The 13,269-nt window shown below is 61.0% G+C and carries 10 protein-coding genes; 2 read left to right on the forward strand and 8 right to left on the reverse strand.

The window, feature by feature from the left end; genetic code table 11:
- Positions 1–132: 132 nt before the first annotated feature.
- Complete coding sequence (locus tag PRJ_RS24010) at positions 133–393, reverse strand: hypothetical protein (RefSeq protein WP_070096287.1); 261 nt, start codon at positions 391–393, stop codon at positions 133–135.
- Positions 394–512: 119 nt separating this feature from the next.
- On the opposite strand from PRJ_RS24010, the gene PRJ_RS24015 reads away from it, so the two are divergent.
- Positions 513–1,388, forward strand: a complete 876-nt coding sequence (locus PRJ_RS24015) for a WYL domain-containing protein (RefSeq protein ID WP_104962592.1) — start codon at positions 513–515, stop codon at positions 1,386–1,388.
- 99 nt (positions 1,389–1,487) lie between these two features.
- On the opposite strand, the gene PRJ_RS24020 is transcribed toward PRJ_RS24015, so the two are convergent.
- The 4 genes from PRJ_RS24020 to PRJ_RS24035 form a co-directional block, all read right to left on the reverse strand.
- Positions 1,488–2,225: a hypothetical protein gene (locus tag PRJ_RS24020; protein ID WP_104962593.1), complete on the reverse strand. Its 738-nt coding sequence runs from the start codon at positions 2,223–2,225 to the stop codon at positions 1,488–1,490.
- Positions 2,226–2,386: 161 nt separating this feature from the next.
- Positions 2,387–4,780: a TonB-dependent siderophore receptor gene (locus PRJ_RS24025; protein WP_104962594.1), complete on the reverse strand. Its 2,394-nt coding sequence runs from the start codon at positions 4,778–4,780 to the stop codon at positions 2,387–2,389.
- A gap of 138 nt (positions 4,781–4,918) precedes the next feature.
- Positions 4,919–5,404 (reverse strand): hypothetical protein, encoded by a 486-nt coding sequence (locus PRJ_RS24030; protein ID WP_104962595.1) that lies wholly within the window; start codon positions 5,402–5,404, stop codon positions 4,919–4,921.
- A 189-nt stretch (positions 5,405–5,593) separates the two neighbouring features.
- Positions 5,594–7,135 carry an MFS transporter gene (locus PRJ_RS24035; protein ID WP_104962596.1) on the reverse strand — a complete coding sequence of 514 codons (1,542 nt, stop codon included), beginning with the start codon at positions 7,133–7,135 and terminating at the stop codon, positions 5,594–5,596.
- Between the two features lie 239 nt (positions 7,136–7,374).
- Here PRJ_RS24035 and PRJ_RS24040 point away from each other — a divergent pair, with 239 nt between their 5' ends.
- Positions 7,375–8,244 carry a LysR family transcriptional regulator gene (locus tag PRJ_RS24040; RefSeq protein ID WP_104962597.1) on the forward strand — a complete coding sequence of 290 codons (870 nt, stop codon included), beginning with the start codon at positions 7,375–7,377 and terminating at the stop codon, positions 8,242–8,244.
- A 199-nt stretch (positions 8,245–8,443) separates the two neighbouring features.
- Here the strand turns inward: PRJ_RS24040 and PRJ_RS24050 are convergent, their stop codons facing one another.
- The 3 genes from PRJ_RS24050 to PRJ_RS24060 all read right to left on the reverse strand — a co-directional run bounded on the left by PRJ_RS24050 (position 8,444) and on the right by PRJ_RS24060 (position 13,186).
- On the reverse strand, positions 8,444–9,835 hold the full coding sequence (locus PRJ_RS24050) for an amino acid permease (protein WP_104962598.1): 1,392 nt from the start codon (positions 9,833–9,835) through the stop codon (positions 8,444–8,446).
- Positions 9,836–10,467: 632 nt separating this feature from the next.
- Positions 10,468–11,814, reverse strand: a complete 1,347-nt coding sequence (gene gudD / locus PRJ_RS24055; RefSeq protein WP_020190861.1) for a glucarate dehydratase — start codon at positions 11,812–11,814, stop codon at positions 10,468–10,470.
- A gap of 19 nt (positions 11,815–11,833) precedes the next feature.
- The gene (locus PRJ_RS24060; protein WP_104962599.1) at positions 11,834–13,186 is read right to left on the reverse strand and encodes an MFS transporter; all 1,353 of its coding nucleotides are present in this window, start codon (positions 13,184–13,186) and stop codon (positions 11,834–11,836) included.
- Between the last annotated feature and the right edge of the window lie 83 nt (positions 13,187–13,269).

Consider the following 13,269-nt stretch of genomic DNA (forward strand, 5'->3'; position numbering starts at 1 on the left):
GCATGGCTGATGAGGCATAATGCCATCATTTGATTGTAAGTCTCCACCGGGCCAGGTGAAATCGGTTTTAAACCGTTCCGTAGGCATTCAGCACTGCACCTGCCCAAGCAGCGGCCTATTCAAAAGCCTCCCTTAACGGCCTTGTGTCACAGCCATGTCCTGCAAAATGACCACCTTGCGCTGCAACTGTGCAACATGCTCTCGCTCCGCCCGCAACGCTGACCGCAGCTCGCGGTTTTCCATCTCCCAAATTTGCAGCCAACGCAAATCCCGCTGGCAGTGCTCCACCTTCTTGCCAAGCTCCCCCAGCTTCAACCCTTGCTGGATCAGCACCAGCAGGATGATCCCCATTGCCACCAAGGCCCCCGTCGCAATCACTTCCGGCATCGTCATGTTCATGTCCTTTGATGCCTCCGATGCATTCCGAAGGCGAGCCAAAGTTATGTAATGAAAAACTACACGTCTAGAATGTAGACTTATACAGGTAAAGTAATCGCGCACATGGAGAGGGTATGAAACGCAAGCAATCCATCGAGCAGGTACGCTGGGACCTGGCACTTCGCTATCGTTTGATCGAGACCGTTGCCTGGTGGGAAGGCCGGCTGACCACGGGGCACCTGATGCAGAGCTTTGGCATCAGCCGCCAGCAGGCTTCGAAGGACATCAATACCTACATCACCGAGCATGCGCCCGAAAACTTGACGTATGACAAGCAGATAAAGGGCTATGTACCGAGCGAGCAGTTCGAGCCACGGTTCATCGACAACAGCGCCAGCGCCTATCTGCACCTGCTGTACCAGAACAATGAGCGCGCCCCGCACATCGACGGGCTGGCACTGGCCTATGCACACACCCGTGTGCTGGAAGTACCCGATCGCCCAATTCGGCCAGAGGTGCTGCGCCCCTTGCTCAAGGCCTGCCGTGAAGGCCTGCGCCTGGAAACCGAATACGTGTCCTTCAACACCCCCAACGTCGACGTACGCCTGATCGCCCCGCACACGCTGGTGTACACCGGCATGCGCTGGCACGTACGGGCTTACTGCGAAAAGAACGGCCAGTACCGCGACTTCGTGCTGAGCCGCTTGCGCGGGCAGCCGGACTTGCTCGACGCATCGCCAAACACGCGTGAGCAGGATGAAGACTGGAATGTGGAAGTGCCCGTCATCTTCGAGCCTGATGGGCGGTTGAACGCGGCGCAGAAGGCAATCATCGAAACCGACTTCGGCATGACGGATGGGCAATTGGTGGTACCCAGCCGCAGGGCGTTAGTGAAGTATGTGTTGCAGCGGTATCAGATCGACCACCGCAACATGGCAATACTGCCCGAGGCCCAGCAACTGGTGGTGAGCAATCTCAAGGAATTGAAACAGTGGTTGATGAATGACTAATAGCTGAATGCCGGGACCGGGAATTGCTGCCGCAAGTCTCAGCCCGGCACACGCTCTCAGCTACGACCACCTCTTACAGCGCTGGCTGGTTATCTGGGCTCATTTGCGCAGCAATTCGTGCCTGAAACGTGCTTCCAGCGAGGGAATTTCAAGCAGTACATCATCGTCTTCCCACACATCGTAGGAGCGTTCCATCTCAATGTTTCCGGCCATGAAATCTTCATCGAAAGGCGCATCATCATCGATTTCCTCGTAGAGCGACGAGGTGTAGCCCTTGATCCAAAGCTTGCGCTTTTCTGCACTGACCACATAGCCGGAAGAATACTCACTACCCGGCAGGCGCTGGGGCTCCGCAGAGCCTTTACGGCCAAGGGCGGTAATGGCGATGACCAGATGCGCTAGTTCATCCATGTCTGGGCATACGGACTCATGAAACGCTGGCCAAAACTTCACATCGGCGTCAGAAGCGCGCCAACCTTTCGCATCGTTGACCTCGCTCAGGTCTTCGTAGGGGTGCGAATGGAACGTGCCGATGAGCTCCAACTGCGGCCAGTACTCTGCAAAGAAGTCGCGCTTCATCGCGATGGATTCAAAATCAGGCTCTACCCATTCCGAGTGCCTGAGTGCCGAAGTTTCGACCGTGGCGAGCACGGCAACCAGGCGGGCAGGAAGGTTGTTGCGCACGGGTAAGGCATACCCCCACAGCAAGCCGAATGTTTCGAGCTTCTTGTTGCTTCGTCCCCGCGCGTGCGCCCTGTGTGACACCTCGTACGCTTCGATCGCCGAAGTAAGCAACTGCGGCAGGACATGATCCTCAATAATTACCTGTGTGCGCATTTATTCCTTCCTGGGAGTTGTTGATGGCTTGCGCCGCGTTATCAATGCCCAGGACACGCCAGGCAGATAATGGCAAATAGCCTTTATCCTACCTCATTTAGCTGATCAGAATACGGTGGAGGCTGGCCGAATGCCCAGCGTCCACCCGGTACACATTTCCCCTACCAGCTATAACTCACCTTCGCCGTCACCTCACGCCCCGGGTTGTAGTAATTCGCCGTCCCCGACCCCACCACATGCTGCTCGTCAAACAGGTTGCTCACATTCAGCGCCAGGTCGGTCCCTTTGGCGATCTTGTAGTTCAGCGCCGCATCGAACAACGTGGTCCCATCGCTCTTCTTGGTATTGGCAGCATCCATGTAGTACGCCCCCACATACCGCGCGCCCAGGCCGACACTCACGTCAGTGCCAGGTATGTCGTAATAGCTCCACAGCGATGCGGTGTGTTTGGGCGCAGTGGTGAATTCATTGCCCTTCAAGGAAGAGCCGTCATACAGCGACCCGCGCAGCACCTCGGACTCCATGTAGGAGTAAGCACCAATCACGCTGATGTCTTGCGTGACTTGTGCCTTGGCTTCCAGGTCAAGGCCACGCACGCGTGACTCGCCCACCGTCTGCTGCTCGATGATGCCGCTTGGCAACACCACGGCAATGGTGACGTTCTCCTGGGTCAGGTCGTAAACAGCGGCGGAGAAGAGTGCGTCCATGCCCATGGGCGAATACTTGATGCCCACTTCGTATTGCTTGCCGGTCTGCGGTGTAACGCCAACCTGCGGGGGCGAGACGGACTCCACCATGCTCACGTAGGTCGACACTTCATCGTTGACGATATAGGTCAGTGCCGCGCGGTAGGAGGTTTCGGAGAAGTTGTCCTTTTCGGTCTGCTCGCCACCGATGTATTCCTTGCTCGACAGGTCCATCGAGTCATTGCGCACGCCTGCGGTCGCGATGACGCGGTCAAAGAACGACAGGTTCTGCTGCAGGAAAACCGCCTTGGTGGTGGCGTCATTCTTTTTGCGGGTATAGGGCGTGATGCCGCCAGGCACGCCGGTGAATACCGGGTTGGCGATGTCGATGGAGGGCGCCAGGCCGTAGACCGAGCTCTGTTTGGTCGTCGAGTCGAGGTACTCGACGCCCACCAGCGTGCTGCTGTCGATGTGCTCGAACTGGGCATCGTACTGCAGCATCAAGTTGCCATTGAGCTGATCGGCATCGCTGTCGGTGCCGAAGACGTAGCGTGGAATGGTGGTGCCAACACGCGAGGCGTTGTCGCTCAGGTAGGCGTAGCCAAAGTCATCGGTCAGCTCGCTGTAGCGCAGGTTGCTGCGCAGCACGAAGCCGTTGTCGAAGTCGTGGGTAATGTTGCCGCTCAGGCTGGTGCGCTCGACATCGTGGAAGTTGTAGCCGGGCTCGCCGTAGAAGTCGCTGCGGTCGTACTCATTGTCCAGCGGGTAGCCACCGCTGTTCGGCGAGCTGTTGGTTTTCAGGTAGTCGAGAATCATGGTAGCCGAGGTGTAGTCGGTCGGCGCCCAGGTCAGGCCGCCCATCACGAAGCGGTTGTCGTCCTGGGAGTGGTCGTACTCGCGGTCGCTGTTCTGCATCTTGGCCGTGAAGCGGCCGGCCAGGGTTTGTTCGTCGTTCAGCGCATCGCCTACATCGATCCCGGTTTCGGCATGGTCATAGGAGCCATAGGTCACGTAGCCTTGGCCAAACTTCTCGAAGCGTGGTTGCTTGGTCACAAAGTTGACCGAGCCACCCGGGTCTGCCGGGCCGAACAGGGTGGAGTTGGCACCCCGCAGAATTTCGATACGCTCGTAGGCGTAAGGGTCTTCGCGCACACCGCGCATCGAGCTGAGGGTCAGGCCGTCTCGGTAGGTGGTGGCCTGGAAGCCGCGGATCAGGAAGTAGTCGTTGCGGTCGTCCGAACCGTAGTAGTCGCTGACCACGCCGGGGGTGTACTGCAGCGCCTCTTCGGTGGTGCTGACGCTGCGCTGCTGCATTTCCTTGTTGGTCACCACCGACACGGACGCGGGCGTGTTGAGGATGCTGGTCGCCACCTTGCCCCCAACCCACAGCTCCTTGGCAACCACCGAGTTGGCGTCATCGTCGGCGCTGGCCTTGACCTTGGCATTGATGATGACAGGCGCCAGGCGGTAGTCCTCGGTCGCGCCCAGCTCCAGCGGGCCGGCAGGCTTTGGTTGTGGAATCACCAGGTAGGCGTTGGGGCCTTGCTGCTCGACTTGTAATTCGGTGCCTTGCAACAGCGACGACAACGCTGCCGACGTTTCCAGGTTGCCCTGTACGCCCTGGGTGCTGCGGTTAGCGACGTTTTGGGCATCGAAGGACAGGCTGATACCCGCCTGGCGAGCAAAGCGGTCGAGCGCCGGTTCCAAAGGGCCACCCGGAATGTTCCACTGCTGCAGCGGGTTGGTGTGCTCAGCGTTTACGGGTTGTGCAAGCGATGGCAGCGCGTAGCTGCTGACAACCATACCCAAAAACGCGCCGCGCACGGCACGGCTCAATGGATGGCGCTGTGGAACCGGGGTCAAACTCATTTTCTCGCTCCGTAGAGTGTCGGCGGGCTGGCCTGTATTCCGGCCTTCTCTACAAGCCGAACGAGAATGAGAAAACACCTCATTTATTTTTCGGGTAGCTGGAGGCACCACATCGCGGGCGCCTCCAGCACTTAAACCTTATTCACTTTCGCGGCTCGCAAACGGGTCAAACTCGGGGTCGTTCAACTTCAGGATGTGGTTCTTGATGGCACAACCGGCCAGTTCGATGTATTCCGCAAAGAAGTCTTTACCCAGTTGCCGCAGCGGTGAGCCCTCCAATGAGTCAGCGACAGCTTCTATCGTTATGATCCCGAATTGTTCAGCGATGATTTCCACACTGCGCACACGCATTTCAGGGTGGTCATAGGGCTTCTGGTACCAGGTCGCGATCTGATACTGGATATCGTCTCTTTCCAGCGCCTGATACAGATGGCTGGCAAACGCGATGCTGGTTTCGCGAATCAGGCCCGGGTCGATATCGAGCTTTTCAAGTAGCGTTTCAGTGGGTTGGTAGGCAACATAAAGCAGGTCGGCGATGGTGTAGCCCGGCATCGGCGGGAAAACGCCTGGCGGTAGTTGGTCCGCCGGGATTGATAGCGGGTCGGAATAGTCGTCGTTGTGCACGGGAAGCTCCTTGCCTCGGTATAGTTTTACTGGCCAGCGCCAGCATCATCCACGCGCCATTGCTGGCGCGCAGTGAAATGACATTTTCCGGTTGTATTAGTTGCGCGCAAGGGTGAAATAACTGCGGTCAGCTACCTATTCATCCGAGTGCGGCTCCAAAGCGGTTTTGCCGGTGTGGATACATGCCTTTTACAGGGGTGGGCTTTGCGCCAGTAACGTTTCCTGCGTAGCGGGCAGCGGGCGGCTCAGCAGCACGCCAACCACCACCGCGAACACCAGCGCTGCAAGGCCCGCAACCTGCAACACGGCCTCGAAGCCACCCATGAACGCCTGGCGGGCCAAGGGTGCCACCGCTTCACGCAAGCCCGGATCAAGCAGCGCCAGGGCCGCCTGCAGGTCGCCCGCCGCTACCCGCGTGGCCATCGCAGCAACCTGGCCCACTTGCGATGGCGCTACGGCAACCAGGGCTTCGTGAAGCAATTGCCCGCTGCGGGCGGCCAGTACGCCGCCCAGTAAACCGATAGCCAGGACGATGGCCCCGAAGCGCGTAGTTGTACTCAAACCGGAAGCCATCCCGGTACGCTGGCGTGGCACACAAGCCATGATGTTTTTCTGGGTGTCGCCATTTAGCAGCCCGGCACCCGCCCCCAGCACCAGGCTGGCCAGGGCAAAGGCTGCATAGCCGCCAAACCCGGCGGCCCAGGCACACAGCAGGTTGCCCACCCCCACCAGCACTAGGCCCAGGGCGAATACCTGCGCCGGGCTCAAGTGCGCCGCCAGGCGCATGCCCAAGCGCGGTGCCAGCAACATGGCCACGGCAAACGGCAGCATGCCGGCCCCGGCTGCCAATGCGGACAGTTGCAGGCCGTTTTGCAGGTACAGCGGCAGCAAAGTCATCATCACCTGGGCGCAGGCGGCGTAGGCGAACATGCCCAGCAAAGCACCCACGAACCGCCCGCTGCGCATCAGCTGAAGGTCGATCATCGGCCGTTCCTGGTTGCGCTCGACCATGATAAACAGGCCAAACAGGAAGGCACTGATTAGCAGCCGGCCCAGGGTTTGAGCACTGCCCCAGCCCACCTGGTTAGCATCGATCATCGCCCAGATCAGATAGCCCAGGGCACCCGCAAAAGTCAGGCTGCCCCATGGGTCAAGCCGGGCCGCCGCGCTGTCGCGGGACTCTTCTACACTGCGCAGCACCATCACTGCCAGCAACGCCACCAACGGCAGGTTGATGTAGAAGATCCAGCGCCAGCCCAGGGTACTGGCGATCACCCCGCCGAGCAGCGGCGCAAAGGTGATGGTGGCGCCCATGCAGGCACCCCAGAAGGCCCAGGCGCGCATGCGCTCCTGCGGCTGGTGGAAGCAGTTGCCGATGGCGGCCAGTGCCGAGGTCAACAACAGGGACGCGCCGATGCCCTTGGCGGCCCTGGCCAGGTCGAGCAATAGCAGGCTGGGCGCCGCGCCGCAGGCTAGCGAGGCAAGGCCGAACAGGGCCAGGCCGAGCAGCAGCATGCGCCGGCGGCCAAAGCGGTCGGCGAGGCTGCCGGCGGGCAGCAGGCAAGCGGCGAAGGCCAGCAGGTAGGCACTGACCACCCATTCGATATCGGCGAACGAGCCAGACAGGTCGCGGGCGATACTGGGCAGGCTGACCGCGACAATGTTGGTGTCGAGGATGATCAGGGCGCAGACCAGGGAGGCGGTAAGCAGGGTGAAGCGTGCAGAGGGCATGGTGGGGCTCCAGAAGCTGGGCTGGTTGGTTTGAAGTGCCTTTAACCTGCAGGATCGCCGGGACCGCTGCGCGCTCCAGATAATGCATAGCCCTGGAATGTTGTGCGGTCCCTGCAATTGCACAGGCAGGCTTTGCCGCCAAGCCACCAGCCTTGTAGTGTTGGCCTTACCATACCGCCGCCTGCGCCAAGGCTTGTTAGCCCCGGAGGCCCGCGTCATTACCCTGCAGGTAACACCTGATGGAAATCCGCCATTTCCGCTATTTTCTCTGCGTCGCCCGCCACGGCCATTTCACCCGGGCCGCCGAGCAGTTGGGCATCGCCCCGCCCACCCTCAGCCGGCAGATCCAGGACATGGAACGCGAGCTGGGTGTGCGCTTGTTCGAGCGCAGCCAGCGCGAGGTCAACCTCACCGCCGCCGGCCAGGCGCTGTTGATTGAGGCCGAACAGGCCGTGCGCCAGTTCGACGCCGCGCAGCTGGGTGCACAACGCGCAGCCCGTGGCGAAAGCGGGCGTATCGAACTGGGCTACGTGGCTTCGGCCGCCTACTCGGGCATGCTCCAGCAGCAAGTCAGCCGCTACAGCGAAACCTGCCCTGGCGTGCGCCTGAATATCCGTGAACTGCCCATGGCCGAACTACCCGGCATGGTCCGCGACGGCTTACTTGACCTTGCCTACGTGCGCTCACCGATGGAGCTTCCTGACCAGCTGGAAGCCATCGCCTTGCACCAGGAAGGTTTCGTTCTCGCCCTGCCCGCCAGCTCGCGGATCAACGAAGTGCCGCAGATCCCGGCCTCGCGCCTGGCCAATGAAACCTTCATTCTGCCCGAACAGATTTCCGGCACGCTGGAAGTGGCGGCGCAAGGTGGCTTCGTCCCGATGCTTGGCCCACAACCCGGCAGCCTGGTGGCCGTGATTACCTTGGTATCACTTGGGCAAGGCATTGCAGTAGTCCCGGAATCGGTGGTGCAGCGCATCAACCTGCCGCAGGTGAATTACCGGCGGGTCGTCGATTGCCAGGCTAGCTCGTGGCTGAGCCTGGTTCACCGGCGCTTCGAGAAAGCGCCGGCTGTGATGCGATATGTGCAAAGCGTGATGGGCGGCACTTGATGGCCGCTCAAGTACGCTGATCTTCTGCAGGAACTGTTTGAGCACATCTATCAGTGCACGTTGCAGATCCGCTTCGACATGGCCACCCGGTAGGCCCAGGAATTCGACCACGTAGGCATCTTCCGCCAGACAAGTGTTTCAAAAAAACAAAGGGCACCCATCCTCGGGTGCCCTTTGCCTTACAGCCAGGTGAACTGAATCACCCCATCGATCGCGCTGCCACCGGTTGCGCATGGCCCCTCGACGTCACGATCCCCAGGAAGGAAATCACGATCGCCAGGCCCAATGTCGAGCTCATTTCCGCCCGATGCTCAGGCGTGTACATCATCACCGCCAGCGCCCCGGCAATGAAGATGATCACCGCCCAGGTCAGGTACGGGAACAGCCACATGCGGAACTTCAGTTCGGTGTTCTCGCGCTCCAGACGGCGGCGCATGCGCAGCTGGGAGATGGCGATAACCATGTACACCAACAGGGCGATGGCGCCGGAGCTGGCCAGCAGGAACTCGAACACGCCCTTCGGCGCGAAGTAGTTGAGGACTGCGATGGCCGCACCGATCAGGGTGCTGCCGAATACTGCAGCACGCGGTACACCGACCTTGGAGGTCTTGTTGAGGAAGGCCGGGGCGTCACCGCGCTTGGCCAGCGAAAACATCATCCGCGAAGCGATGTAGATCGACGAGTTCATGCAGCTGGTAACGGCTACCAGAACCACCAGGTCGACCATGAATGCCGCGTTGGGGATGTTCATGATTTCCAGCGCACGCTGGTACGAACCCACCACCGCCAGCTGCGGGTCGTTCCACGGCACCACCGAAATGATCACGAAGATCGACAGGATGTAGAAGGTGCTGATACGCCAGATCACCGAGCGAGTGGCCTTGGCGATGTTGCGCGACGGGTCGCTGGACTCGGACGCGGCGATGGTCACCGCCTCGGTGCCGATGAAGCTGAACATCACGGTGATGAACGCCCCCACCACTGCCGACCAGCCTTTCGGCGCAAAGCCGCCGTATTCGGCCATCAACCCGCTCAACCCACTGACCTCGCGGTTGGGCAGCCAGCCCATCAGCGCGGCGAAGCCCAGGCCGATGAAGCCCAGGATGGCGGTGACCTTGAGGATGGCGAACCAGAACTCGAACTCGCCGTACTTGGCCACGCTGAACAGGTTGGTACCGGCCAGCAGCAACACCGAAGCCAGGGCGAAGATCCAGCTGTCCACCTGCGGGAACCAGGCGTTCAGCACATGCCCGGCGGCCAATGCTTCGATAGGAATGACCAGTACCCAGAACCACCAGTACAACCAGCCGATGGTATAGCCGGCCCAGCGGCCAATGGCCTGGTCGGCATAGGTGGAAAACGATCCGGTGTCGGGGTGTGCCACGGCCATTTCGCCGAGCATGCGCATGACCAGTACCACCAGGGTCCCGGCCACGAAATAGGAAATTATGGTTGCTGGCCCGGCTGCCGCGATGGCATGGCCAGAACCTACGAAAAGTCCGGCGCCGATGATGCCGGCGATGGACAGCATCGTTACGTGACGTGGCTTGAAACCTTGTGCAAGGTTGCCATCAGATCCCACGGTGTTCATTGATGTTGTTCTCTTTTTGCTGACACAAGGAAGGACGGGCAGGCGTAGGCGAAAAATATCTCCTTTGAAATCAATAAGTCGACACGTTGTTCGCGCGCTGTTGTTGATATTTGGCACGCGTCACAGAGCAAGGTGTCAGTGCGGTTCGGGGTTCATTTAATCCCCGCATGGCTGTGGGGAATTACACGAGAACGCCACGGAACTGTTCGATCACGACAGGGCATTTCCATCAACGCCAGATGTCGCGAATGGCATATCCGATCGCGCCACAGGCCCAAATGGAGCTTTTGTTTTTCATTTGAATGTGTGTTGCCTGTGCCGGCCCTTTCGCGGGTGAACCCGCTCCTACGATGGTGCGTGGCGACGGTACCGATTGGTGGATGCGGTGGCGGTGGTGAATGACTGGGGGGATTGGCCGGCAGGTCTGGCCTATTCGCGGGTGAACCCGCTCCTACAAGGGTAGGTGGCGACGGTACCGATTGGTGGATGCGGTGGGGGCTGCGGCGGTGAATGACTGGGGGGATTGGCCGGCAGGTCTGGCCTATTCGCGGGTGAACCCGCTCCTACAAGGGTGCGTAGCGACACCACCGGTTGATGTAGGAGCGGGCTTGCCCGCGAAGAGGCCCGCAGCCTCAACGCACCAGGCAAGGCCGTTTGTTATCGAAGCTCCAACCCGGGATCAGGAACTGCATCGCCACGCTGTCATCGCGCGCACCCAGCCCCATGTTGCGGTAGCACTCATGGGCCTTGGCCAGCTGGTCTTCATCCAGTTCCACGCCCAAGCCCGGCCGTGCCGGCACTCGCACATGCCCGTCGACAATGCGCAGCGGCTCACGGGTCAGGCGCTGGCCATCCTGCCAGATCCAGTGGGTGTCGATCGCCGTGATTTCACCCGGCGCCGCAGCCGCCACCTGGGTGAACATCGCCAGCGAAATGTCGAAGTGGTTATTGGAATGAGAACCCCAGGTCAGCCCCCAGTCGTTGCACATCTGCGCCACCCGTACCGAACCCTGTAAGGTCCAGAAGTGAGGGTCGGCCAGCGGAATGTCCACCGACTGTAACTGAATGGCATGGCCCATCTGTCGCCAGTCGGTGGCAATCATGTTGGTTGCGGTAGGCAGCCCGGTGGCGCGGCGGAACTCGGCCATCACCTCGCGGCCCGAGTAACCGTTCTCGGCGCCGCAGGGGTCTTCGGCATAGGCCAGCACATCGTGCTTGTCACGGCACAGGGCGATGGCCTCCTTCAGCGACCACGCGCCATTGGGGTCGAGCGTGATGCGCGCTTCGGGGAAGCGTTCGGCCAGCGCTGTCACAGCCTCCATCTCTTCTTCACCGCGCAGCACGCCGCCCTTGAGCTTGAAGTCGCTGAAGCCATAGCGCGCCTTGGCGGCCTCGGCCAGCCGCACCACTGCTTCCGGGGTCAGGGCCTTTTCATGGCGCAGGCGGAACCAGTCGTCATCGCTGTCGGCTTCGTTGCGGTAGGCCAGGTCGGTCTGCTGACGGTCGCCGATGTAGAACAGATAGCCGAGCATCTTCACCGCATCGCGTTGTTGGCCCTCGCCCAGCAATGCTGCCATCGGCACATTCAGGTGCTGGCCGAGCAGGTCGAGCAACGCCGACTCGATGGCCGTTACCGCATGTACGGTAATGCGCAGGTCGAAGGTCTGCAGGCCGCGGCCTGCCGAGTCGCGGTTGGCGAAGGTCTGGCGCATGGCATTGAGCACACGCTGGTAATGGCCGATCGGCTGGCCGACCACCAGGCTGCGGGCGTCCTCCAGGGTCTGGCGAATCTTCTCGCCGCCGGGCACTTCGCCCAGGCCGGTATTGCCGGCGCTGTCGCGCAGCACCACGACGTTGCGGGTGAAGTACGGGCCATGGGCGCCACTGAGGTTGAGCAGCATGCTGTCATGGCCGGCCACGGGGACCACGCGCAGGTCGGTGACCACCGGGGTGCTGGTGTGAAGGGTCTGCATATTCATGAGGGTTGTCTCGCAGTCATCAGTGGGTCTGGCCCAGGGCCGAAGGGGCCTTGAGGTCATCGGAAGGGACGCCCTTGGGGCGAATGCGTACGAAGAAGATGGCAATCGCCGCCAGCACCGAGGTCACCGCCAGGCCGTACAGCCCGCCCTGGATCGAGCCAGTCTGCTGCTCCAGCAAGCCGAAGGTGGTGGGGGCAACGAAGCCGCCGAGGTTGCCGACCGAGTTGATCAGGGCAATCACCGCCGCAGCGATGCGGGCGTCCAGATAGCCCTGGGGGATTGGCCAGAACAGTGACGACGCTGACTTGAAGCCGATCGCGGCGAAGCACACGGCGACGAAGGCGAACACCGGCCCACCCGTGGTGGACATGAACATGCCCGTGGCAGCGACCAGCAGGGCGCCCGCCACCCACGCCTGCTGGAACTTCCAGCGAGCGGAACCGGCGGCGAAGGCGTACATGGCCAGGATCGAGATCAACCAAGGGATCGAGTTGAAGAAGCCGACCTGCATGTCACTGAGGTCGCCCATACGCTTGATGATGCTAGGCAGCCAGAAGGTCGCAGCGTAGATGGTCAGCTGGATACAGAAGTAGATCAGGCAGAACAGCACGATCTGGCGGTCCTTGAGCAGGCTCCAGGCTGACGGCCTGACAGCGCCGATGGCCTCACGCGCTTGCTGCTCGCGGTCGATGGTGGCGACCAGCGCGTCCTGCTCGACCTTGCTCAGCCACTTGGCGTCCTGCGGCTTGGAGTCGAGCCAGAAGAACACGAAGAAGCACAGCGCCACTGAGGCCATGCCTTCGATGAACAGCATCCACTGCCAACCATGCAGGCCCAGGCCCTGGATCTGCATCAACGCCCCGGCCAGCGGCCCGGAAATCAACGAAGCCAGCGCCGAGCCACTGAGGAAGATGGCAATCGCCTTGCCGCGCTCTGCCGCCGGCAGCCAGCGGGTGAAGTAGTAGATCACGCCAGGAAAGAAGCCTGCTTCGGCCACCCCGAGCAGAAAACGCAACACGTAGAACTGGGTTTCGTTCTGCACGAAGGCCATGGCCGTGGCCACCAGCCCCCAGGTGAACATGATACGGGTCAGCCACAGCCGGGCACCTACCTTTTGCAGCAGCATGTTCGAAGGGACTTCGAACAGCGCATAACCGATGAAGAACAGCCCGGCACCAAAGCCAAAGGCCGCAGCGCTGATGCCCAGGTCGCTTTCCAGGTGCGGGCGGACGAAGCCAATGTTGACGCGGTCGAGGTAGTTGACGATGAACATGATGACGAAAAGCGGCAGGACGTGGCGCTTGACCTTGGCCACGGCGCTGGCCAACGCGTCGCCTTCATGCCGGGCAGACGGAGCGAGGGTGTCGTTCACTTGCGGATCTCCCACTAATTGTTTTTGTGCGGGTCGGGTTGTCTGACATGGCAGTGGGGAGGAGCTTATGCGCAGCGAGGTTG

It is taken from the genome of Pseudomonas sp. XWY-1, from assembly GCF_002953115.1.
GTDB classification, from domain to species: domain Bacteria; phylum Pseudomonadota; class Gammaproteobacteria; order Pseudomonadales; family Pseudomonadaceae; genus Aquipseudomonas; species Aquipseudomonas alloputida.